Annotated in this window: 23 protein-coding genes; 11 read left to right on the top strand and 12 right to left on the bottom strand. The window is 42.8% G+C overall.

Annotation, left to right across the window (positions count from 1 at the left end):
- Nucleotides 1-205: 205 nt before the first annotated feature.
- Entirely contained in the window at nucleotides 206-421 is a 216-nt protein-coding gene (locus EXA13_RS04910; protein ID WP_154116474.1) for a hypothetical protein, read from the top strand.
- Nucleotides 422-509: 88 nt separating this feature from the next.
- Here the strand turns inward: EXA13_RS04910 and EXA13_RS04905 are convergent, their stop codons facing one another.
- From EXA13_RS04905 to EXA13_RS04885, 5 genes are all read right to left on the bottom strand, one after another.
- Entirely contained in the window at nucleotides 510-1,940 is a 1,431-nt protein-coding gene (locus EXA13_RS04905; RefSeq protein WP_238132159.1) for an aspartate kinase, read from the bottom strand.
- Nucleotides 1,941-1,971: 31 nt separating this feature from the next.
- The gene (locus EXA13_RS04900) at nucleotides 1,972-2,358 is read right to left on the bottom strand and encodes an ectoine synthase (RefSeq protein ID WP_078925936.1); all 387 of its coding nucleotides are present in this window, start codon (nucleotides 2,356-2,358) and stop codon (nucleotides 1,972-1,974) included.
- Nucleotides 2,359-2,367: 9 nt separating this feature from the next.
- Nucleotides 2,368-3,633, bottom strand: a complete 1,266-nt coding sequence (ectB, locus tag EXA13_RS04895; protein WP_238132158.1) for a diaminobutyrate--2-oxoglutarate transaminase — start codon at nucleotides 3,631-3,633, stop codon at nucleotides 2,368-2,370.
- 11 nt (nucleotides 3,634-3,644) lie between these two features.
- On the bottom strand, nucleotides 3,645-4,211 hold the full coding sequence (gene ectA, locus EXA13_RS04890; protein ID WP_238117276.1) for a diaminobutyrate acetyltransferase: 567 nt from the start codon (nucleotides 4,209-4,211) through the stop codon (nucleotides 3,645-3,647).
- A gap of 357 nt (nucleotides 4,212-4,568) precedes the next feature.
- Nucleotides 4,569-5,150, bottom strand: coding sequence for a class I SAM-dependent DNA methyltransferase (locus EXA13_RS04885; RefSeq protein WP_238132199.1), 582 nt, complete (start codon nucleotides 5,148-5,150; stop codon nucleotides 4,569-4,571).
- A 174-nt stretch (nucleotides 5,151-5,324) separates the two neighbouring features.
- Here EXA13_RS04885 and EXA13_RS04880 point away from each other — a divergent pair, with 174 nt between their 5' ends.
- Together EXA13_RS04880 and EXA13_RS04875 are read left to right on the top strand one after the other, a co-directional pair.
- Complete coding sequence (locus EXA13_RS04880; protein WP_238132157.1) at nucleotides 5,325-6,203, top strand: LysR family transcriptional regulator; 879 nt, start codon at nucleotides 5,325-5,327, stop codon at nucleotides 6,201-6,203.
- Nucleotides 6,204-6,379: 176 nt separating this feature from the next.
- Complete coding sequence (locus EXA13_RS04875; RefSeq protein WP_238132156.1) at nucleotides 6,380-7,279, top strand: cation diffusion facilitator family transporter; 900 nt, start codon at nucleotides 6,380-6,382, stop codon at nucleotides 7,277-7,279.
- 42 nt (nucleotides 7,280-7,321) lie between these two features.
- On the opposite strand, the gene yddG is transcribed toward EXA13_RS04875, so the two are convergent.
- Together yddG and EXA13_RS04865 are read right to left on the bottom strand one after the other, a co-directional pair.
- A complete protein-coding gene (gene yddG / locus EXA13_RS04870; RefSeq protein ID WP_238132155.1) occupies nucleotides 7,322-8,227 on the bottom strand; it encodes an aromatic amino acid DMT transporter YddG in 906 nt (301 codons plus the stop codon).
- Between the two features lie 18 nt (nucleotides 8,228-8,245).
- Nucleotides 8,246-8,650, bottom strand: coding sequence for an OsmC family protein (locus EXA13_RS04865; RefSeq protein ID WP_238132154.1), 405 nt, complete (start codon nucleotides 8,648-8,650; stop codon nucleotides 8,246-8,248).
- A gap of 871 nt (nucleotides 8,651-9,521) precedes the next feature.
- Between EXA13_RS04865 and EXA13_RS04860 the strand changes: the two genes are divergently transcribed.
- Together EXA13_RS04860 and EXA13_RS04855 are read left to right on the top strand one after the other, a co-directional pair.
- Entirely contained in the window at nucleotides 9,522-9,995 is a 474-nt protein-coding gene (locus EXA13_RS04860; protein WP_238132153.1) for a dCMP deaminase family protein, read from the top strand.
- A 663-nt stretch (nucleotides 9,996-10,658) separates the two neighbouring features.
- Nucleotides 10,659-12,095, top strand: a complete 1,437-nt coding sequence (locus EXA13_RS04855; RefSeq protein WP_238132198.1) for a glyceraldehyde-3-phosphate dehydrogenase — start codon at nucleotides 10,659-10,661, stop codon at nucleotides 12,093-12,095.
- Between the two features lie 150 nt (nucleotides 12,096-12,245).
- Here EXA13_RS04855 and EXA13_RS04850 read toward each other — a convergent pair whose 3' ends face one another.
- Together EXA13_RS04850 and hcp are read right to left on the bottom strand one after the other, a co-directional pair.
- A complete protein-coding gene (locus EXA13_RS04850) occupies nucleotides 12,246-13,274 on the bottom strand; it encodes a hybrid-cluster NAD(P)-dependent oxidoreductase (RefSeq protein ID WP_238132152.1) in 1,029 nt (342 codons plus the stop codon).
- Nucleotides 13,275-13,343: 69 nt separating this feature from the next.
- Nucleotides 13,344-15,005, bottom strand: coding sequence for a hydroxylamine reductase (gene hcp / locus EXA13_RS04845; protein ID WP_238132151.1), 1,662 nt, complete (start codon nucleotides 15,003-15,005; stop codon nucleotides 13,344-13,346).
- Between the two features lie 287 nt (nucleotides 15,006-15,292).
- Between hcp and EXA13_RS04840 the strand changes: the two genes are divergently transcribed.
- The gene (locus EXA13_RS04840) at nucleotides 15,293-15,544 is read left to right on the top strand and encodes a hypothetical protein (RefSeq protein WP_238132150.1); all 252 of its coding nucleotides are present in this window, start codon (nucleotides 15,293-15,295) and stop codon (nucleotides 15,542-15,544) included.
- Here EXA13_RS04840 and EXA13_RS04835 read toward each other — a convergent pair.
- Together EXA13_RS04835 and EXA13_RS04830 are read right to left on the bottom strand one after the other, a co-directional pair.
- A complete protein-coding gene (locus EXA13_RS04835; protein WP_238132149.1) occupies nucleotides 15,494-16,108 on the bottom strand; it encodes a LysE family translocator in 615 nt (204 codons plus the stop codon). The two genes, EXA13_RS04840 and EXA13_RS04835, sit on opposite strands and share 51 nt — an antisense overlap.
- Nucleotides 16,109-16,161: 53 nt before the next feature.
- Nucleotides 16,162-16,608 carry an Lrp/AsnC family transcriptional regulator gene (locus EXA13_RS04830; RefSeq protein ID WP_238132196.1) on the bottom strand — a complete coding sequence of 149 codons (447 nt, stop codon included), beginning with the start codon at nucleotides 16,606-16,608 and terminating at the stop codon, nucleotides 16,162-16,164.
- Nucleotides 16,609-16,896: 288 nt separating this feature from the next.
- Between EXA13_RS04830 and yjeH the strand changes: the two genes are divergently transcribed.
- Nucleotides 16,897-18,153, top strand: coding sequence for an L-methionine/branched-chain amino acid transporter (yjeH, locus tag EXA13_RS04825; RefSeq protein WP_238132148.1), 1,257 nt, complete (start codon nucleotides 16,897-16,899; stop codon nucleotides 18,151-18,153).
- 48 nt (nucleotides 18,154-18,201) lie between these two features.
- Here yjeH and yghU read toward each other — a convergent pair whose 3' ends face one another.
- Nucleotides 18,202-19,068: a glutathione-dependent disulfide-bond oxidoreductase gene (gene yghU / locus EXA13_RS04820; protein WP_238132147.1), complete on the bottom strand. Its 867-nt coding sequence runs from the start codon at nucleotides 19,066-19,068 to the stop codon at nucleotides 18,202-18,204.
- 278 nt (nucleotides 19,069-19,346) lie between these two features.
- Here yghU and cspE point away from each other — a divergent pair, with 278 nt between their 5' ends.
- From cspE to panF, 4 genes are all read left to right on the top strand, one after another.
- Nucleotides 19,347-19,559, top strand: coding sequence for a transcription antiterminator/RNA stability regulator CspE (cspE, locus tag EXA13_RS04815; RefSeq protein ID WP_078925922.1), 213 nt, complete (start codon nucleotides 19,347-19,349; stop codon nucleotides 19,557-19,559).
- A gap of 275 nt (nucleotides 19,560-19,834) precedes the next feature.
- Nucleotides 19,835-19,978, top strand: coding sequence for a hypothetical protein (locus tag EXA13_RS04810; protein ID WP_167514860.1), 144 nt, complete (start codon nucleotides 19,835-19,837; stop codon nucleotides 19,976-19,978).
- A 248-nt stretch (nucleotides 19,979-20,226) separates the two neighbouring features.
- Nucleotides 20,227-20,508: a YhdT family protein gene (locus EXA13_RS04805; RefSeq protein ID WP_238132146.1), complete on the top strand. Its 282-nt coding sequence runs from the start codon at nucleotides 20,227-20,229 to the stop codon at nucleotides 20,506-20,508.
- On the top strand, nucleotides 20,501-21,973 hold the full coding sequence (panF, locus tag EXA13_RS04800) for a sodium/pantothenate symporter (protein WP_238132145.1): 1,473 nt from the start codon (nucleotides 20,501-20,503) through the stop codon (nucleotides 21,971-21,973). The genes EXA13_RS04805 and panF overlap by 8 nt, the downstream gene beginning before the upstream one ends.
- Nucleotides 21,974-21,978 lie beyond the last annotated feature (5 nt).

The following is a 21,978-nucleotide window of genomic DNA, read 5'->3' as shown; positions in this document are numbered from 1 at the left end:
TAAAATGTTGGCGATGGCTCAGTAAATGGCATCGCCTGCGGTTTTTTCACACTCTACGCAACCTTTTCCCTTGAACTTCTAGTCGTAGCCCTCATTTATCATAATAAGCACAAGCGATGAAAAACATCCATGATGTACCAGCCTTGCTTAGCTTTGATGATAGATAGAGAAGAACCCGTGTTCTCCTCAATCAGGAGAGGTGAAAATGAATCAATACCCCACAATCCATTTGCAAATCGTTGAATCAACATCAAAAGCCGTGAACACTCAATGGCCCGCAGTCATGACATTTCCACAGCGTTGCCAAGATACTATTTTTTCTTTGCCTCAGCAGCCCATAACGCTGGCTCACCCCGTACGTTGGGTCATCCATGTGGATTTGAGAAAATTAGCACAATGGTTAGCACCAACCATTCACTAATATTGCTCATTCAAACAGCACGGGTGGAAAGAGAAAAAACAAAACCCCCACTGATTAAGATCAATGGGGGTTGACGACTCAAGCAAGTTTAAGCGGCTTTCACTTTATTACTTTGTTTACTGTCACTTTTGGCAACGATCAACGCTTGGTGTAACGCACAAATCGCACTGTTATAATCACTGTCTTCAACCACAAACTGAACGTTAACATTTCGCATTGAAGAATGGGCTGCCATGGGGTTCACATTGGCTTCAATCAATGCTTGCATGCCTTTACCTAATGCAAAGTTGGTATTGATTGATGAACCAATCGCAGAGATTAGCGCCACCATTTTCCCAGAAATGGAGGCATTAGGGTAACGTTTTTCCGCTTTATAAAGCACATGGTTAAGGTTATCACTCGTGCCGCTTAGGTAGTAAGTCATTGAGTTTGCATTCATTTCTTTACCGACTAAATGCACTTTCGCTTCAGCAATAATTTCCATCAATTCATAGCTGGCATTATCAACACTCCCCACCATGCTTTGGTCAAACATGTGCAGTGCGAATACTTTATTACGTCCAGCGATGATCTCAACGTTGTTCGCTTCTGGCTGATAATGATTAGAAATCAGAGTTCCAGCATGCTCAGGCTCAAAGGTATTTTTAACGCGAAGCTCAATCCCTTTATTTCTCAGCCCAGCGGCAGCATTGGGGTGAATCGCTTCCATTCCTAAGTTAGCCAGTTGATCGGCGACATCAAAGTTAGTTAGCCCCATCGGGCGTACTTTTTCCGGCCCAACGACACGAGGGTCAGCAGAACTTAAGTGATACTCTTTGTGAATAATCGCTTGATCGGCTTCGGTTAATACCGCAATCCGGCTAAAGGTCATTTCACTATAACCACGATCATAGGTTTTCATCAGTCCTTCGTCACAATAGGCATAGCCAGTCACAATCGGTAATTCTGTCGTAACATCAATATCGGCAAAGGCACGCTCAATCACTTCATCTAGCTTACCGCGAGTTTCTTCATTCCATCCTGATAGATCGACAAATCGAGCATTAATACCCAGCGCTTTCAATTTCAGAGCCGTATTATAGGCACTGTGCGCTTCCCCAATCGAAGAGAGGAACTCTCGGATCTGCGGTAAATAATGGCGTAGAGAAAACTGCCCATACTGACAGGTTTCCAAAATATTATTAACGCAATTTACCGCTTCTGAGATTCGTGAACGGATAAATTTATCGGCCCGCATTCGACTCATTGGGTCGGCAAATAAATTTTCGTTGATCATCAGCATGCGCTGTTCAAGCTCATACATCGTTTCTTGCCAGCCTTCATCACGCTTAGCAATCATCTGATAAATGCCTGGTTTACCCGTACGTTTACATTCGAGTAAGGCATCAGTCATCCCTGAATAAGCTGAAACCACAAATACTCGACCATAAGGATTATTCGGCTTCAGTAAAATATTATCGAGGACTGCATCAAATGCAGACATCGAAGTACCACCGATTTTTTCTACGGTGTAAGACATGGAGTCTCCTTGTATTAAATACGGATTGATGTTATTCGACGATGGGATAGACGCCATCTTCATCATGGACTTCAGCACCGGTCAACGGTGGGTTGAAGACACACGCCATCACCATATCCGCCTCTTTATAAGCACGTAGGTAATGTTCATCATGCTTATCAAGAATATATAAAGTGCCCGGTTTGATCGGATACGTTTCTCCGCCGACCACTTCAATTTCACCTTCCCCAGATACGCAATACACGGATTCTAAGTGGTTTTTATAGTGAATATGCGTCTCGGTTCCTTGGTAAATATTTGTAATATGGAATGAAAAACCCATATTATCGTCTTTGAGTAACATGCGAACACTTTCCCATGTTTTTGCCACAACACGACGTTCGCTTTGACGACACTCTTCTAATGTTCTAACAATCATGATTTTTCCTTAAGACGCTTTTTGAATAAAATTGGGGGCAACATTTTCAACCGCTTGTTGGAAAATGCTCAGACCTTGTTCTAGCTCATCTTCACTGATCGTCAGTGGGCAGAAAAATTTCACCACTTCATCATCAGGGCCAGCCGTTTCAATCACCATACCGAGGCGAAAACACTCACGAGCCACTTTGTCGGAAATATCCCCATTTTGACATTCGATACCTTGCATCAAGCCTCGCCCTTTCAAACGAGTAAACAAACTAGGAAAACGACGAAGTGCTTGCTGGATCGTATTCGTCACTTGCTCAGCACGCGCTTTGATATGTTGCTCAAATTCATCATTCGACCAATACGTTTCCAACGCTTTAGTTGCTGTCACAAACGCATGGTTATTACCACGGAAGGTGCCGTTATGCTCACCCGGTTTCCACGCATCCAGCTCGGGTTTAAATAGAACAACCGCCATCGGTAATCCATACCCACCAATTGACTTGGATAAGGTCACAATGTCAGGCTGAATACCTGCTGGTTCGAAACTAAAGAACGTCCCTGTCCGGCCACATCCAGCTTGAATGTCATCAACAATCATTAAAATGTCATGAGCCTTACAGATTTTGGCTAATTTTTGCAACCAACACTTAGAGGCAGCATTCAGCCCACCTTCACCCTGTACCGTTTCTAATAGCACTGCAGCGGGTTTATCCAGACCCGAAGAGTGATCATTCAGCATCGTTTCAAACAGAGCTAAACCGTCAATATCGGCATAACCATCATAAGGTAAGCGCGTCACACCCGATAAGCCTAAGCCAGCACCGCCACGGTGGTGCTGGTTACCCGTCGCGGCTAATGCGCCATAAGTACAACCATGGAAACCATTAGTGAATGCCACAATGTTAGTACGCCCCGTTACTTTACGAGCCAGTTTCATCGCCGCTTCAACCGCATTGGTTCCAGTGGGACCAGTAAACTGAACTTTATAGTCCAATCCTCGTGGTGCAAAAATCAGATTTTGCAGCGCTTGTAGAAAGCCAGCTTTCGCTTCTGAGTGCATATCTAAGCCATGCGTAATGCCGTCTTTATCAATATAATCAAGCAATGCCTGTTTAAAGATAGCGTTGTTATGGCCATAGTTCAGCGAGCCTGCGCCCGCGAGAAAATCTAAATAGGCATCACCATCTTTGGTATACAGCCAGCTTCCTTTTGCCGTAGAAAATACGACAGGAAAATTATTGGCATAAGATTGAACGTTTGATTCTTTCTTTTTAAAGATATCCATAACGATGGGATTTATCCTTTTTGGTTAGTTCGTGAATGTAGCGGAATGCGATATAAATATTCGGTATCATGCTCACCATGAAAATGGCGGGTTTCATCAAGAAACGTTGATACTTCACCGCGTTCGCCATGTGCTCGGTCAAGTTTCTTAAATAGGCTCCAAGAGCCTTGATTGTCACGAGTAATGGTCGTTTCTAACACTGTAATGTCACGTAAGTCATCACGAGTTAGCAGTTCGTTCAGCATATGGAAAGCCAGACCCATACCACGAGCGGTTTTACTCACGGCAACTTGCCAAATGAAGAGCTCATTAGGCTTATCCGGCTTGCGATAGGCTGAGACAAAACCCACCATTTCTTCGTTACGTTCAGCAACCACACACGTATTGTGAAAGTGCGTCGATTGCAAAAAGTTGCAATAAGCGGAGTTCTCATCCAGCGGTGAACATTGCGCGATAAGCTCATGCACACGCTTTCCATCTGTTCGATTTGGAGTACGAAACGCCCACTCATCCTGAGTGTTTTGCATAATGTCTGGGTATGCGACCCAAGGTGATGCTGTAATCATTGTTTGCCACATTTTCAATTAGAACTCTAAACAAATTCCTTTTATAAACTAACAGTTCGAAAGAGAATTTCAACCCTACATTGATCGCTACAATTAAAGAATTACATGCAAACCATTGTTTTAACTAAATAAAAAAATATGAAAAAATATCAATCAATAGAGAAAAATACTTAGATGTGTAAATGTAATGACAATGATATGAATGAGAAATGACGAATTTATGATGTAAAAAAAACCATATCTGTCACCGAACAGATACGCATATCGCAATGAATGAGAGCATAAAAATAGAGGGAAAAGAGAGGAAAAATAGGTAACAATACCCAGTCACGAAACTATCGTCCACTGGGTATCAGTAAAGGAATATTGTTATTTTTGGCCAAGCCCCATCAGCACGCTTTTTATACCTTGAGGAGTCTGAATATCAAAAGCATGGGCAACGTCGATGCGAGCAAAACCGGATCGAGTTAAGACATTAGCGATCTCGGTCTCACTGAGTCCATATTCTAATGAGGTATTGTCTTTAGACCAATCCCATAAGATAAACTGTCCACCTTCCTCTAATAAGGTGTAGGCAATATCAGCAACCTCTTGAAAATTAGTAAGAAATCCACAAACAGAGGCTGCAAGAACGAAGTCAAATTGTTTACGAAAAGCTGGGTGCTGCGCAACAAGCCCCCGGGTTAAATGATCCACCACAGGTTCAACATTAGTCAGCTCTTTTTTATCCAGCTCTTCAATCATGGCTTCAGACTTGTCCAACGCCACAATATCTTTACACAACGGGGAAAGGTATTGACTCAGCAACCCCGTGCCACAACCAAAATCAAGTATATGTTTTCCATCCAATGGCGTCATTGTTTTTAACTGCTGAAAAACATGGCGAGAAAACTCGAGGTTTGCTTGATCATTTTCCCAATTTGCAGCGTAGTTGTCCCATTCGTGTACCATCATGGTCTCCGTATTACTTCATGTAGTCGGGCAATGTGCCAAGATTAAACCAAAATAGAGTAGACTTCATAGAGTTAGAGTGCAATCTTCATCAAGAAAATAGGATTTTAATGAAGATAATGTCAAAATCTTCGGCCTAACTCTGCTGCCCATTTTTCTTTTACTGAGAATGCTATGAATCTGTCACAAATAGAAGCATTTTGTACTATCGCCGATACAGGCTCGGTATCCGAAGCCGCTCGTCAACTGGAATGCAACCGAACCAAACTCAGCATGGCGGTTAAGGCGCTAGAAAATGAACTTAAAGTGGAATTATTTATACGCAGCGGTAATCAAGTGTCTCTATCTGAAGCAGGAAAAGCCATTTATAAAGACTGCCAAAGTTTATTGATTACCGCGACCCGCATTAAACATACTTGCTCTCAGGTTTCCGATGAGTTTGCCGCGGAGATGTGGATTGCTCGTGACGATTCATTACCCGATGTTCTTTGGCAAGATCTTGCTCATTCATTGAATAAATTATTTCCTAATACCTCATTTAACTTAGTGCTTGCTTCAAGTGGAGACTTAGCCAATCTAGTGGCAACTCAACAAGTCGACTTTGCCTTTGGTGTAGACTACGAACGTTTAGATGATCCTCGTATCAGTTATCACCCCCTAGGTAAAATCCGCATGATGTCAGTATGCAGCCCTCACCACCCACTAACAAAGTTAAAACCTGTCACAGATGAAGATTTAAGAAAATCCATGCAGGCCGTTATGGTCTATCTGAATGAGCAAGATAACTCCAACTTAGAACCGTTCTCTCGTCGTTATATCGGTTTCTCAAGCTTTGAATATATGCTTGGAACCATTTTGACAGAAAGTGCATGGGGCGTGCTCCCTGAACCACTGATTCGGCATCATCTACGTGAGCAAAGACTCACCGTTATTCGTCATACTTATGGGCTCACACAGGAAGATTATTGCATGTTTACCACTGCCGGAAGTGCAGAAAATCCGGCCATGCTTTGGCTGGCAGATAAGATCAGTGATTACTTATTTGATTTTTAAATAAGCAAGAGCAGTCAGCGCCAAAAAAAATGACACCAAAAATAACATCTAACTCACTGTTATATAATGAATTTTATAGTAAAACCTATTTCATGGTGAGATTGGGTAGTAAATAGCCATTGTATTAACCTTAGTTTGAGCCACAATAACCCTAGTTTTTTATTGGTAAGTGTTTTATGTGTGCCCGAACAAGTTTAAATGAAAATCGCGTATTGACGTTCTCAGCCCTTATTGCCTCTATATTTGCTGGCGGAGGTCTCATTGTTGGTTTACTTGTAGGTTCACTGGTTATCGTCTTTGACGGCGTCTACTCCTTAATCAGTTTACTGTTAACATTATTGTCGCTCGTCGCTTCTCGCTATATCCGTAAGCCTTCAGATCAACAATTTCCATTTGGACGAGCGTTATTTGAACCCGCTGTTATTGCGATAAAAGGGATCGTCATTTTATTGGTTGTATCCTATTCCTTATATTCCGCAGTCAGCTCACTGCTTACAGGAGGACGAGAAGTCGATGCCTCCATTGCCACCTTATTTGGTGCCATTAATGTGATCGGTTGTGGTTTAGCATGGTGGTATATGGCAAAACTCAGTCAGCGTTACGCATCCGGCTTAATTAGTGCAGAGGTAAAACAATGGCAAATGGATACTATGTTAAGTGTGGTGGTTACCGCTGGATTTATTGTTGCTCTAGCCATCAGTATTTCCCCTTGGGCTAAGTATGCGGTTTATGCAGACCCATTGATGATGCTTGCCATGTCATTTTATTTCTTAAAAGTACCATACGGGATGGTCAAATCCGCCTTAAGAGAGATCTTCCTCATGGCGCCAAGCAAAGAAATTTGTAAAAAAGTGGACCAAGGGGTTATTGCGGCGGGTAAAGAGTCCGAACAAGACATTGAATTAGCGGGAGTGACGAAAGTTGGGCCAGAACTTTGGGTCGACATAGACCTTTACCCAGAAGATGATAGTAACGTCATTCTTGTTGAAGATATTGAGCATACTCGTCGCACGATTGAAAAGCGTTTATCTAACCTACCGCTGAAATTACAAATTACCGTCAATATCACTCGTTAACCGAAATAAACCCGCCAAGGCGGGTTTATTTTATACTTAGTATTACGCGGTGGCCTCTGCTACAACAGGCTTTTCTCTGGTGAACCACCAACACATTAATGACCCCATTGTCACCATAACGACACCTTGCCAAAAACTAACACCTAATACCACACCAAGAATAACGGAAGAAAGCAACGTTGAAATAACCGGAGTAAAATAAGATAAGGTCGCCAGTAACAACATATTTCCACGCAAAATGGCAAGGTTCCACAATGCATAGCCACTGCCCATCACAACCCCTGTAAGTAATAAATAAAGCGTCGCAATCGGTGTAAATATCAATGGTCCTTCTTGGCTTAGCGCATACTGCCCCCATAGCACAACAGCCGTTGCAATAAAAAATACACTAATTGCATTTTCTCCTTTCGCTATCACTTTGGTTACATTGCAGTATATAGCCCAAATCATTGCGCCAACAAAAGCCAAAGTATAGGTAGTGGGGTTTGTTTTTATATTTTCCATTATCGCTGAGATCGAAAAGCCCATTTCACCAGTTATTGTCCAAGCAACACCGATGAATGCCAGCAGAATACTGGGATAAACCCAAAAATTCGTCGTTTTTTTTCCAATCAACACCGCTAATAACACAGTGAGCGCTGGCCACAAATAATTGATAACGGCCATTTCTAATGCTTGATAGCGGTTATTCGCCATGCCTAATGCTAAAGCTAGGCAAATTTCATAGCTCACAAAAAGAAAACCACCGATCACTAAATACCGAAAAGAAAAGTGGCGTAGTTTCGGTACCCCCATGACACATACAAGAAAAATCGATGCCACGGTGTAAATAAGCGCGGCACCACCCAGTGGACCAAAGCTTTCAGTAACGGTACGAACTAACCCTAACAGCCCACCCCAAAGTAAAATGGCGCAAAGACCAAAAAAGGTATATTTGTGCTGATTCACCTCATCTCCCTTAACTCGTTACTCTTCCGTAATTTCCCAACTGTGCGTCATTTTTACGCTCTCACCAAGCATAAGGCAGACTGAGCAATATTTTTCTAATGAATTGGTGACCACGCGTTCAACCACGTCCGAATCTATATTGGCCCCCCGAACAACAAAATGTAGGTTTATTTGAGTAAAAACCCGAGGTGCGCTTTCACGTCTTTCCGTAGTAAGAGAGGCAGTGCAACCATAGACTTCTTGCTGGGCCTGTTTTAAACCATTAATCACGTCAACGGAGCTGCACCCTCCCGCTGCCATTAACACCATCTCCATTGGGCTTGGGGCCGTCGTGCCACCATTACCATCCATAACAATTGAATGACCTGACGATGAGTGACCAATAAAGGTTAATCCATCCACCCATTTCACTTGTGCTTCCATACTCAGTCCTTACTTTCAGTTTTTTATCTCTTTAAACAGATTCTCATTATCAAGAGTTGCCAAGAAAATCACAATAGAGGGTGAAAAAGAGGGATAAAAAATAATAACCATTCAGCAAAGAATGAAATAAAGAAAACCCCACCAAGCTTACGCTTAGTGGGGTTCTGTTCTTGCTCGCAGCAATCCGGCTACTAATAGGTGCTCCCTGCATCTATTCCTTGATAGTCTGCTATATCCTTTAGCACAATCCGTTTCATCGCCTTCCTAGCGGTGTCCCTGCCTCTGTCTTCCTGACAGATGTGCCTTATTCCATTAAGGTGTCCATTAATTTTCCGTAGTTAACCATCCTAGTTAATCGCGTCCAGCTAATGTCCTTCGCTTTCCGTGCCGATTCTTCATCCTGAATCATCGAATCTTCTTCCTGAAGATGACCTATCCCTGGGTCTTTCCTGTTCCGTGTCTGCTTCCTGCTGACAACTAGAGATTACGGCATCCACACTTTTCAGCAAGTTGAATAAAAAATAAAATCCCGAACCATTAAAGAATAAAGAATAAAAAATAAAATAAAAACAAACAGTTAACAAGAACCACTCTTCATTATCCTTTATATCAAACATCAATTTCGCACATGATGTGTAAGAGATCTCGCACAATATAGATCCTAAAACAGCCCCTCAGCATTTTTATGATTAAAAATAAACCTTGATGGAGATCTCATTTCTATTTCCACCATCCACCTATACCTCAATACAAAGAGCATTCAGATTAAGTCAGGCTAAATTTCCCTAGACTCTATTGATAAAAATAAGGATCATGAGGGCTTCAGTTACCCATCACATTGCGATTGACTATTTGTTAAGGAAACCAAACCATGATTTCGAAATGGGCACAGCGCTTTTACCAAATGGCAGAATTAGTCGGTTCTTGGAGTAAAGACCCGTCTACTCAAGTCGGGGCCGTCATTACTAAAAAGAATCGTATCGTGTCTGTTGGCTTTAATGGCTATCCACACGGCATTTCAGACAGTGCCAACACCGATGATCGTGATATGAAATATTTAAAAACTTTGCATGCCGAAGAGAATGCCATTTTATTTGCTAAACGCGATTTAGATGGCTGTGAAATTTATGTCACCCACTTCCCATGCCCAAACTGCGCAGCCAAAATTATCCAAACAGGTATCTCTGCCGTTCATTGTCCAGAACAGTCTGAGGACTTTCTCTCTCGCTGGGGAGATAAAATTAAGGTTAGCCAAGATATGTTTTTACAAGCTGGCGTAAAAGTTAATTGGTTGCCCGTTAAAGATCTTCAACCTATTAGTGAAATTCACACCGCTCAACCTTAATATATGGCCTCTCTCCACATTGAAGATGTCAAACAACATGTTCAATGTGGTCAATCACCCAATTCTTGAACCTAGTTTCCCCTTCTTTTTCTATGAGGTTTATTGGATTTTAACCTCATGTAAAGCGGTGATCTTTCTATTTGAAATTCAGCTCTTTTTTCTCATTGATTTGTTTACTTTTTCATATTAAAAGCCAACGTTAATCACAACTTAAATGAAATCTTTTAATTTATTTTCCACGATTCACTTGATCTAACACGTTATTAATACGAAATAAGTCACTTTTATTACACTTGTCAATCCCCATCGCATTGTACATTTCTTTTCATTTCCACCATTTATACGAGAAAATAAAGCAAAAAATGTGGTCATTAATTTTCCTAGCAGAATAACCTGTTAGCCTTTACAATCTCGCCACATAAGAATAACAAGCTTATTCATACCAAACACAATAGAAATTGTGGGTATGAACACCCCAAACGGCTTGATGCAGCAAATAGATGAAAGATTCCTTCATTCCATATGTGCTTCTATGCGTTTCACTGAGATGAAGGAACTTAACCAAATGCGCTGCAACTTAAGCAGAAAAGGTGAAGTGCTTCATGTTCATGCTCTAAAGCTGAACGTCTTGCTCAACAAAACGTGAAAGGTCCCCAAGTGAAAATGAGTCCAGAGAAACATCTTTTAGACTGGCAAATTAGCCAAACGATTGCTGAATCCATGTCCCCCCTCATTGGTCAACTTTACCGCCAACAAGGCGTTGAAACTCTCCTATTTGGTAAAACACTGATTAATGCCACAACGATTGATATCATCAAAACTCACCGAGTAGTACGGCACTATACTGGGGAGCCGTTAGCGCTTAAACATACCCTACCACTTTTGGCCTCACTCTCTAAAATGGTATTGTCTCCCTGCCGGGTTGATATCGGTCAGTTAGCCCATCAATACTGGCAGCAACATGATGATCAAAGTGCATTACAAGATTACTTACAAACCGCACTGCAAGAAGTGTTAGATGGCGAAGCAATGACCCAACCCAAAACGGTTATCTTGTATGGTTTTGGACGCATTGGCCGTTTACTCGCACGTTTGCTGATCGAAAAAAGTGGCCCTGGTTACCCACTTCGCTTAGGTGCCATTGTCGTTCGAGGGGGCAAAGCTGGCGATCTTGAGAAACGAGCGAGCTTATTACGACGAGACTCGGTTCATGGTCAATTCAATGGCAGCATTGTGGTTGATCATGAACAAAGTGCCTTAATCGCCAATGGCAACTTTATTCAAGTGATCTACGCAAACTCTCCTCAAGACGTTGATTACACAAAATTTGGTATTCATGATGCTCTCGTCGTCGATAACACGGGAGTTTGGCGTGATAGTGAAGGGCTAAGCCGACACCTTGTTTCGCCGGGCGCAAGCAAAGTGTTACTCACCGCCCCCGGTAAAGGGGATATTAAGAACGTCGTCTTTGGGGTCAATGAATCGATCATTCAACCGAATGATACGATTATTTCTGCGGCCAGTTGCACCACCAATGCCATTACGCCTATTTTAAAAGCAATGAATGATCAATATGGCGTGCTATCAGGACACATTGAGACGGTTCATTCCTATACTAATGATCAAAATCTCATTGATAACTTTCATAAAGGGGAACGCCGTGGCCGTTCTGCTTCGCTCAATATGGTACTAACCTCAACGGGCGCAGCAAAAGCGGTGGCTAAAGCCCTTCCAGAACTTTCAGGTAAGTTGACTGGAAATTCCATTCGAGTGCCAACGCCGAATGTTTCTATGGTGGTCGCAAACCTCAACCTCCAAAAAGAGACGACTAAAGAGGAATTAAACGAATACCTACGCGGTATTGCCATTCACTCCCCCTTATCGGCACAAGTTGACTACACCGATTCGACCGAAATTGTTTCAACCGATTTGGTAGGCTCTCGTCATGCTGGTGTGGTTGATGGGGCCGCCACCATTGCCCAAGGCAACCGCTGCGTGCTTTATGTGTGGTACGACAACGAATTTGGTTATAGCTGCCAAGTGGTCCATTGTATGGAGCAAATAATGGGGGTTCGTTACAACACTTACCCAAAGCAGTAAAAAATTAAACTCCACAACATAATAAAAATAAACCCTAACGAGCTGAGCCACTCATCTTAATTGAGCACTCAGCTCTGATGGGATTCACCCCCGTACTTGCCGCCGATCCCTGATGTTGGCGGCTTTTTTACATCAACCTATCAGAAGTTTCTAGAGTAACGCGATATCAACGTCCGACTCCAGTACCGTTGAACACGCGAGCACATAGCCTTGCGCTATCTCTTCACTTGTCAACGTTTCTTGACTGGTTGAACGGACAGAACCTTGCTTGACCTGACATTTACATGAGCCACAAATTCCACTGCGACAAGCTGCAATGATCGGCAATTGCCCCGTTTCTAATGCCTCTAATAATACGCTGTTACTCGGTGCATCCACCTCAATACCAAAAGCCGGAACCTTGACGGTAAACTGTGAAATAGTTTGAGGCGAAGTCGGTTGCTCTTGGGTACTAGGGGTAAAGCTTTCCTGATAAAAGTTCTGCATATTAAATTGGAGTGCTTGTAAATAGTGCTGAACATCTTGCATAAAGCTCACTGGACCACAAAGGAAAACCGTACGCTGATGAAGATCAGGAATCAATTGCTCTAACCATACTTGATTTAACCGACCTTGTGGGTGCTCCGTTCCCACTGCATCTTTCAGTAGTAAGTGAAGATGAAATTGCGAGTACTGCTCATTGAGGCTTTCTAATTCACTAAAATAAATAGTATGCGCTTTGTCACGGGCAACGTGTAGAAACGTGATATCTATATCCCCTTGCTCAAGCCAGCTTTTTGCCATTGACATCACAGGGGTGATACCACAACCAGCGCTGATCAGCAGAACTTTCTTTTGTTCAACCGCACAATCGATGCTATTAAATTGCCCTTGTGGTTTCATCGCTTGAATCGTATCACCGACTTTTAGCCTTTCAACCACATATTGCGAGACTTTCCCTCCTGCCACTTTCTTCACCGTAAAACACAACGCCTTCTGGTTTGGCATTGAGCTAATAGAATAAGAGCGATATTGTGTTTGCCCATCAATTTCAAACCCTAAATTTGCAAATTGACCCGGTTTAAAGTCAAAGGGAAGCGATGAGCCACTGACCAGCTCAAAGCTGACAACATCGGGAGTTTCTTGCCATTTTTCTTGACACACAAGATCCAATATTTCTTGATCTGCCCATGCAGACATAGTCATCCTCCTCAGATTAAATAGGCTCTGCCACTGCAGAGCCTAAAAACATAGTGCATGTATCTCTCACTAAGCCGCGAGAATGGTATTCAAATCGTTTTCAACCGTTGAAATACTGCGTAAGTCAAACTGCTCTTGCAAAATAGCCATTAAGTTTGGGGTTAAAAATGCAGGTGCGGTCGGGCCGGTATAAATGCCTTTTACACCTAAAGCCAGTAAGGTCAGCAGCACCACAATCGCTTTTTGTTCAAACCAAGAAAGAACCAGCGTCAGAGGAAGATCGTTTACCCCGCATTCAAACTCTTTTGCTAATGCCAGAGCCAGTTGAATAGCAGAATAGGAATCATTACATTGGCCGACATCCAGTAGACGGGGAATACCATTAATGTCCCCAAACTGGTTTTTATTAAAGCGGAACTTGCCGCAAGCCAGCGTTAAGATCACACTATCTTGAGGAACTTGAGCGGTAAAATCGGTGTAGTAGTTACGCTCTGCTTTATCGCCATCACACCCGCCAACTAAGAAGAAATGCTTAATATTTCCTTCTTTTACTTGCTCAACCACCGCCGGAGCTGCGGCCATTAAAGCGTTACGTCCAAATCCCACAGTAATGTAATGCTCGATTTCGTCATGCTTAAAGCCTTCTTGGGCCAACGCACAATCAATAACAGCGCTAAAATCATCCCCTTCAAGGTGCACGACCCCTGGCCAACCAACAATACTACGAGTAAATAGACGGTCCGCATACTGACCCACATCTGGGTTAAGTAAGCAATTGGAAGTCATCACAATCGCGCCAGGGAAATTAGCAAATTCTTTCTGTTGATTTTGCCAAGCACTACCATAGTTACCCACTAGGTGAGGATATTTATTGAGTTCAGGATAACCATGAGCCGGTAACATTTCACCATTGGTGTAAACATTAATACCAGTACCTTGGGTCTGTTGTAGAATTTTTTCTAGATCATGTAAATCATGGCCGGAAACTAAAATGCATTTACCTTTAACAGGCTTAACATTTACTGCTGTTGGCACAGGATGACCAAATGTATCCGTTTCTCCTTTATCCAACATTTCCATAATGCGATAGTTCATTAAACCAATTTGCATTGAAGTATCGAGCAGCGCACTTAAATCGGTTGGATCACTGCCCAACCACGCCATGATTTGATGGTATTCACCATAAACCGCCTCATCCATTTGGCTTAGTACTCGTGCATGTTCTAGATAAGCAGCCGCACCTTTTAGCCCATAAAGGCACAATAAACGTAGGCCAATCACATCTTCATTCAGGCTTTCTTTACCGCGGTTAACCGCAGCAGTAGGGGCAAAAGCAAGTAGATCGGCTTTCTCTTGGGGTAAATCAAACTGTGCAGCGGGCGTTAATTCTGGAATCACAAAGCCGGTCAACGTCGCGGCCGCTCTCACTTGCTGCTCTAATTGTTGTTTATATTGAGAAGAAAGCTTCGCCAATTCAATAATGCGCTCTGGGTCAAAGTTCACATTGGTCAATGTTGAGAAGAAGGCTTTAGGAGCCCATTGGTCAATTTCAGGAATGATCACTCCGCAGGTTCGGCCGAGGTTCGCCCAAAAAGAAACACCTTGTAAAGAATAGACAAGTACATCTTGTAGATCCGAAACTTCTGCCGTTTTTCCGCACATACCTTGAGAATAGGCGCAGCCTTTCGCTACTGGGGTTTGAATGGTTTGTTCACATTGAATACAGAACATAATGTCGCTCCAGTTATATTTGCGAGTCCATCTCGCTCATTATCTGTAGCGATAAAGGCATAATACATGCCAAAATACATCCGATTGATTTATATGGAATTTATAAACAACACAAACCTAAAAGAGTCAATTCAACACATAAAAACAACATTCAATGACACAACAAAGAGTCTTTATGACATGATAAATTAAAGCGAGCAGCTAAAGTCCCCCCCCAACATGCATTCATGTTTTATTCATTACCAATACGTTATGATGACAACTCATAACGTATTGGAGTCATGACTATGTATCGAATTTTAGTAACCATACTGACACTGATGTGCGGTTTTTTTGCACTCATTTTTAGCTTATTACTGGCCATTCCACTAATCATTGCCGCACTTATCACAGGTAAACGCTTGGAAACACAGTTAAAACGTCGCCCATTCCATCAAGCCCAGAACAATGAAAATAGTGATGTTATCGAAGGGGAGTTCGAAGAAGTATCATGCCGTGAACAGCACTCTGATCGCCAAAGCAATGAGAACCACACCTGATAAACGATCAATAATTACGGCTCTAGCTCGTAATTTATCCAGCAACTTGGGACTAGAGAGTAATAAGGTAATCAAGCTATACCAAAGTCCATCAATCACAAAGGGGGTCACGACGATGATAATTTTACTAGTTAACTCACTACCTTGCGAAACAAACTGACTAAAAAGTGCGATAAAAAATAGCGCAATTTTCGGGTTAAGTAGTGAAATCAATAGCCCTTCTTTCGCGGACTGAATGATACTGACCGACTCACCAGATTCCAACTTTGCCGCCACTCCACCTTTAGAGCGTAACGCATTAATACCCAAATAGGCTAAATAGGCCGCCCCAGCATAACTAATTGAACTAAAAAGCAAAGGAGAACGGTGAAGTAGCACTGCAAGACCGATAAGTGTAATAAATGCATAAAACCCAATCCCCAATGCATGTGCCCAAGCGGTCGCTAATCCATTTTTACGCCCGCCTGCTAAGCTGTGTTTTGCTACCATTGCCAAACTCGGCCCCGGAGACATCGCCCCTAAAATAGAAATACTAAATAGCGAAAACCATACCGTTAACGTCATATCGATAACCTTTACTTAAATAGAAAATATTATCCGCCCTACACACCGTGAAGTTAGGCCTTTGCTGAATTAAAAAAAGCTTTTAGTACAGTATGCGTCCTTAAACTACGCAACTGTGGGTTACGCTGTAGCTCATCTCGAATTGCATTTAATCTCGCCATACTTTCGACTTCAACATACAGCATCAGATCCGTTTCCCCGCTGATCGCATCGCACCACTTAATACCCGGTATTTGGTAGAGCTGCTCAGCATACCGTTCACATGAAGGTAAGCTAGCCGAAGAGTCAAACTGAAGCGCAAAATAGGCGCAGACTTTATCCGCCATTTCTGAAGCAGCAAGATTGGCATGATAACCCAGTATCACTTTATCTTGTTCAAGCTTTTTGATGCGGGCCGTAACCGCCGAACGAGAAAGGTTAACCTCACGAGCAATATCGCTGATTGATATGCGAGCATTATATTTCAACAGATCAATAATCTGTTCATCAAATTTATCCATAACTGCCACTCTCTTCCCTGCTCTTCTCATCACATTAATCAGAAAAGCCACCAACTTATCTCGTTGATTATTCGTTAATTTGACATAAATTAGACGATGAAACCACAGCTTATCACTCCCGCCGGCCGCTTTATCTAGCAAAGTGCTGGTTAAATAGCAAAAAAGTGTCATTTTGGCGGTAAAAGCTGACACTTTGCCTGATGCATATCTCTGAGCTTGAGAGTATCCTCTTCAAAAACACCGCTCTTTTTAAGAGAAAGGTGAAGATTCACTATAGGGAACAACAAGGTGCAACAACTGAGAAAGGATATCACTTTATTGTCTGGTATCGGACAGCTTTCTACAACTCTGATGGGAACAGGGCTATTTATGATCCCCGCTATCGCAGCCGGGATTGCTGGTAAATATTCTTTATGGGCGTGGCTGATCTTATTTATCGCTATCTGCCCAATCGCTCTTACTTTTGCTGAGTTAGGCAAACGCTATCCTAGTGCAGGAGGAACCGCCTATTTCGTACGTAAAGCCTTTAATGCTCGTTTAGAACGCGCCGTCGCATGGTTGTTTGTCAGTGTCATTCCTGTCGGTGTTCCAGCCGCCGTTGCCCTTGCCGCGGGATTTTTGCAAGCATTATTACCCGCACCATTGGCAAACCCCGTTTTTTGCCAAGCGCTGACTATCGCACTTTTAATCGGAGTTAACCTCGCTGGAACAAAATCATCAGGACGCCTACAAACTGGGATCGCATTGAGTGTTTTCGCTCTAGTGGCCAGCTTTTTCTGGGTTGGAGAAGTTACGACACAAGATTTAATCATGCCAGAGTTAACTCACGATTCTCTTTGGTCAATCGGGGCTGCTTTAGGTGTCATGTTTTGGTGTTTTGTGGGAATAGAGGCTTTTGCTCATATGGGCGAAGAATTTAAAAATCCGCAGCGTGATTTTCCGATTGCCATTTTAGTGGGCTGTTTCGTTGCAGGGGCCACCTATTGGGCTTGTTCAGCCGTTATTTTAAAATTTGGTGCCTACGGAAGCCCTGAGTTTGACAGTGCTTCCATTCCATGGTTAAGCGATCAACTGTTTGGCCCCCGATTAGCTGCCGTCATTAGCCTAATTGGATTCTTAGCCTGCTTTGCCAGCATTAACCTCTACACCCAGAGTTTATCCCGTATGGTTTGGGCACAAGCCAGAGAATACCGTCCGAACAGCGCAATTGCTCGACTATCCATTCGTGGCGTTCCAGCGAATGCTACTTGGGTTGTGGGTTTTATTTTGCTTATCTCGTGTATTTTAGGGGAGCTGTCAGGTATTGATCTTGAGTTTTTCCTTAAATTGGCCAACGGCATTTTTATTTTGGTTTACCTGCTGGCAATGTTTGCTGCCTATAAGCTTTTAAGTGGTTTTGCCAAACTGCTGGCAACGATCGCCTTATTCTTATGCAGCGCGGTATTTCTTTGTTTAGGCTGGTCGATGCTCTATGCATTAGGCATTTTTCTCCTCCTCGTTTTTCCTTGGAAAAAGGCTGAGAAAGCTCCCTCTCCGGTTGCCTAAGCCAATAGAAAAGGCTCTCGAATACACTCGAGAGCCTTGATTACTCTGTTAAACATCGGTTGGTTTTTGAGCCAATACCCTATCAATATCAGCAGCACAATGCCGCTCTGGCAGTTGCTCCCAACTCTCACCCCAAGCACGGTTTACAATACGACCTCGTTGTACCGCGTGACGCTCTGCAATCTGATTCGCCCAACGTTGTACATGTTGATAACTTTCTACATCCAGAAACTCCGCCGCATCATAGGCATGCCCTAACACTAGGTTACCGTACCAAGGCCAAATGGCGATATCAGCAATGGTATATTCGTCACCAGCAATGTAACGATACTTTGCCAATTGCTTATCCAATACATCTAACTGGCGTTTTGCTTCCATTGCAAAGCGGTTAATCGGATACTCAAATTTTTCTGGTGCATACGCATAAAAATGACCAAACCCACCACCAAGGTAAGGAGCACTGCCTTGCAACCAAAATAACCAGTTCATCACTTCCGTTCTCGCCCCCCATACCTTTGGAAGAAAATAACCAAACTTTTCAGCGAGATAGAGCAAAATATTCCCTGATTCAAACACACGTATCGGCTCTGATGTGGATTGATCGACCATAGCAGGAATTTTGGAGTTTGGGTTAACCTCAACAAACCCTGAGCCAAATTGATCTCCGTCTCCTATTTTGATCAAAAAGGCATCATATTCAGCATCTGTTATGCCTAAGGCAAGTAACTCCTCCAGCATGATCGTTACTTTTTGTCCATTCGGCGTTCCCATCGAATACAATTGAATGGGGTGTAGCCCTTTAGGTAATGCTTTATCAAACCTAGCCCCTGAATCAGGCCGATTAATACTGGCCCATTGACCACCATTATCATTCTCCATCGCCCATACTTTAGGGGGTACATACACGTGAGTCATGCTGCTTTCCTTTTGATTAAGAGTCTTGTTGAATATGAGAGATTTGTTGCTAAAAAATCTTATCACCTATAAATAAGTGTAGCTATTTGTTCCACACCGTGTATAGTAAATCTCGGCTCCTAAGAAGGGCTGTTAATGCGATATTAAGTGTAAGTTTTTTCTCAGAAAACCATCGAACCCTTTCGTTTAGTGCCTGTGCAAGTTTACCCTCATCTACCGTTTAATAGCTTATCTACCAGCCAATTATCGTTTAGTGTCATTAAAATATAGAGGTAACTATGTCAGCTAAAGTGACAGGTTCAGTAAAATGGTTCAACGAAACTAAAGGTTTCGGCTTTCTAACTCCAGACAACGGCGGAAGCGATGTGTTTGTACACTTCAACTCTATCGTTTCAGATGGTTTCAAAACTCTTGCTGAAGGCCAAAAAGTAAGCTTCAGCGTAGAGCAGGGCAAAAAAGGCCCTCAAGCAGAACAAGTTGTGGTTCTGTAAATAGAATCATGAATGGCGCGATAGTTTATCGCGCCATTTCTTTTTATACGCTTCCCCACCACACATTTTTCCAGTTAGATTCCCTCTTTTGATCAGCCATACCGACTTCCCATCAAGTTAAGTTGAAAGGTTACAACTTCCCTAGTTGGTAGGAAATTCAACATTCTGTTCTACACATTGTGTGGGATGCTGCGAATAAAGAAGATATTTGACTAGTATTTAAACCTCATTAGTGTACTAATGAATTCCATTTTAATTTTAATTGATGATGACTTATGGCTAAAAATCCGAAGAAAGTGAAAAACCCACCACCGCAAAATACGAGTAGTGAAAAAATACCATTAACGCAGCACCAGACCCGCAAGAGAATTGAAGATATCTTAGAGCAGCGAGAATTTGATAAGCAGTACGGTGCGTAGCTAACATCACGTATGGTTTACTGCCTTTTAGTCTGTTTTCTCTTTATTCAGCATACTGAAAGGCTCCCATCGTTGCCGTCCTGAGTTTATACCTTTCTCTTGCTACACTAGCCAAATTTTTAGTTGTTTTTTAGTCTCTTCATTTTATTCCCCTCTCTTTTGCCGATTTATTCCTATAAAATTTTGTGCCCTGCTGCACATTTGTATACCATACCTCCCCTTAAAAATATCTAGACTGGGAGAAATTGATGACTCCACAAGCTCGTATCACGCAACAAGCTCACCGAGAGGCGCTGGCTGCCATTGCCTTAGCACTTGGTTACTTTCTCTGGTGGTATGCTTCTGCCTATGGATTTTCTGCCCCTCAACAAGACATGAGCATGCCGGAACTATACTTCGGCTTGCCACTTTGGTTTGTGCTCGCTTGTGTTATCGGCCCTATTCTCTTTACTGTTTTGTGTGCGGTTATGGTGAAAATATTTTACCGTGATATTCCACTTGACCCCGTTACTCGTGATAGCCATGAATAACCTATTGATTATCCCTCTAGTGATTTACCTCATTGGGGTATTTGCTATTGCTTTTTTCACTCGCCGTCATCAAGTAAGCGGCAATTTTCTTAGCGAATATTTTCTGGGTAGTCGCAGCATGGGTGGCTTTGTTTTAGCCATGACATTGGCGGCTACCTATGCCAGCGCCAGCAGCTTTATTGGTGGGCCGGGTGCAGCTTACAAAATGGGATTAGGTTGGGTGTTATTGGCAATGATTCAACTACCTGCAACATGGTTAACACTCGGAGTATTGGGGAAAAAATTCGCCATAGAAGCTCGTAAACATAATGCCGTCACACTCAATGACATGCTTTATGCTCGCTTTAAAAGCCGCTCAGTCGTTATTCTTGCTTCACTGGCCTTACTTTTGGCTTTCTTTGGTACCATGGTTGTCCAATTTGTTGGTGGTGCGCGTTTATTGCAAACGGTAACGGGACTATCGTACCAACATGGGCTGCTAATTTTTGCTGGTACCGTGGGGCTTTATACCACCATTGGCGGCTTTAGGGCAGTGGTATTAACCGATACCATACAAGGTATTATGATGCTGATCGGAACGGCAATTTTACTGATTGGTGTCATTCATGCTGGCGGAAGTTTAGGTGCGTTAGTCACTGAGTTGCATCACATTGATCCAGCATTAATCACCCCCTATGGCCCAGACCAGTTTCTTAGCCAACCGTTTATGCTCAGCTTTTGGGTGTTGGTCTGTTTTGGCGTTATTGGTCTTCCTCATGCAGCTGTTCGTTGTATGTCGTACAAAGACAGCTCTTCTTTACATAAGGGAATGGTAATTAGCACCATTATGATTGCTCTGCTGATGTTTGGGACTCATATCACCGGAGCGCTGGGACGCGCACTCATCCCTGAATTAGCAAGCCCAGACCAAATCATGCCAACACTCATGATGACGGTGCTTCCTCCATTTGTTGCTGGCATCTTCTTGGCAGGCCCCATGGCGGCCATTATGTCGACCATTGATTCTCAATTAATTCAATCTTCTGCAACCCTGCTGAAAGACTTGTACATCAACTACATCAATCCACAGTTGGTGAATGAGCATAATGCTGAACGAAAACTCAATCGTTTATCGTTATGGATCACGGCTATCTTTGCACTGCTGGTCTTTTTTGCCGCCACCAATCCCCCCGAGATGATTGTCTGGCTAAACTTGATTGCATTAGGCGGGTTACAAGCCGTCTTTTTATGGCCATTGGTTTTGGGCCTGTATTGGAAAAAAGCCTCACCAATTGGTGCATTAAGCTCTATGGTTGTGGGGTTAACCACTTACCTAAGCCTCATGTGGTTTAAGCCAAACCTCGCGGGCATTCATCCGATAGTGCCCACATTACTGCTTGGTCTACTGAGCTTTATTATCATGAGCCTTGTCAAACCTCAGCCAATTGAGTCTAAAGCATCGCTTGAAACCACTAAAATGCCGTAGGTTTG

This window comes from Vibrio cincinnatiensis (assembly GCF_022113815.1).
Taxonomy (GTDB): Bacteria; Pseudomonadota; Gammaproteobacteria; order Enterobacterales; family Vibrionaceae; genus Vibrio; species Vibrio cincinnatiensis_A.
This window is presented reverse-complemented; position numbering and strand designations above follow the sequence as displayed.

Bases quoted from the DNA above. Each gene is read 5' to 3' on its own strand.
- EXA13_RS04910 (WP_154116474.1), top strand. From the start codon at position 206: ATGAATCAATACCCCACAATCCATTTGCAAATCGTTGAATCAACATCA.
- EXA13_RS04905 (WP_238132159.1), bottom strand. From the start codon at position 1,940: ATGTCTTACACCGTAGAAAAAATCGGTGGTACTTCGATGTCTGCATTT.
- EXA13_RS04900 (WP_078925936.1), bottom strand. From the start codon at position 2,358: ATGATTGTTAGAACATTAGAAGAGTGTCGTCAAAGCGAACGTCGTGTT.
- ectB (WP_238132158.1), bottom strand. From the start codon at position 3,633: ATGGATATCTTTAAAAAGAAAGAATCAAACGTTCAATCTTATGCCAAT.
- ectA (WP_238117276.1), bottom strand. From the start codon at position 4,211: ATGTGGCAAACAATGATTACAGCATCACCTTGGGTCGCATACCCAGAC.
- EXA13_RS04885 (WP_238132199.1), bottom strand. From the start codon at position 5,150: ATGGTACACGAATGGGACAACTACGCTGCAAATTGGGAAAATGATCAA.
- EXA13_RS04880 (WP_238132157.1), top strand. From the start codon at position 5,325: ATGAATCTGTCACAAATAGAAGCATTTTGTACTATCGCCGATACAGGC.
- EXA13_RS04875 (WP_238132156.1), top strand. From the start codon at position 6,380: ATGTGTGCCCGAACAAGTTTAAATGAAAATCGCGTATTGACGTTCTCA.
- EXA13_RS04865 (WP_238132154.1), bottom strand. From the start codon at position 8,650: ATGGAAGCACAAGTGAAATGGGTGGATGGATTAACCTTTATTGGTCAC.
- EXA13_RS04860 (WP_238132153.1), top strand. From the start codon at position 9,522: ATGATTTCGAAATGGGCACAGCGCTTTTACCAAATGGCAGAATTAGTC.
- EXA13_RS04855 (WP_238132198.1), top strand. From the start codon at position 10,659: ATGAGTCCAGAGAAACATCTTTTAGACTGGCAAATTAGCCAAACGATT.
- EXA13_RS04850 (WP_238132152.1), bottom strand. From the start codon at position 13,274: ATGTCTGCATGGGCAGATCAAGAAATATTGGATCTTGTGTGTCAAGAA.
- hcp (WP_238132151.1), bottom strand. From the start codon at position 15,005: ATGTTCTGTATTCAATGTGAACAAACCATTCAAACCCCAGTAGCGAAA.
- EXA13_RS04840 (WP_238132150.1), top strand. From the start codon at position 15,293: ATGTATCGAATTTTAGTAACCATACTGACACTGATGTGCGGTTTTTTT.
- EXA13_RS04835 (WP_238132149.1), bottom strand. From the start codon at position 16,108: ATGACGTTAACGGTATGGTTTTCGCTATTTAGTATTTCTATTTTAGGG.
- EXA13_RS04830 (WP_238132196.1), bottom strand. From the start codon at position 16,608: ATGGATAAATTTGATGAACAGATTATTGATCTGTTGAAATATAATGCT.
- yghU (WP_238132147.1), bottom strand. From the start codon at position 19,068: ATGACTCACGTGTATGTACCCCCTAAAGTATGGGCGATGGAGAATGAT.
- cspE (WP_078925922.1), top strand. From the start codon at position 19,347: ATGTCAGCTAAAGTGACAGGTTCAGTAAAATGGTTCAACGAAACTAAA.
- EXA13_RS04810 (WP_167514860.1), top strand. From the start codon at position 19,835: ATGGCTAAAAATCCGAAGAAAGTGAAAAACCCACCACCGCAAAATACG.
- EXA13_RS04805 (WP_238132146.1), top strand. From the start codon at position 20,227: ATGACTCCACAAGCTCGTATCACGCAACAAGCTCACCGAGAGGCGCTG.
- panF (WP_238132145.1), top strand. From the start codon at position 20,501: ATGAATAACCTATTGATTATCCCTCTAGTGATTTACCTCATTGGGGTA.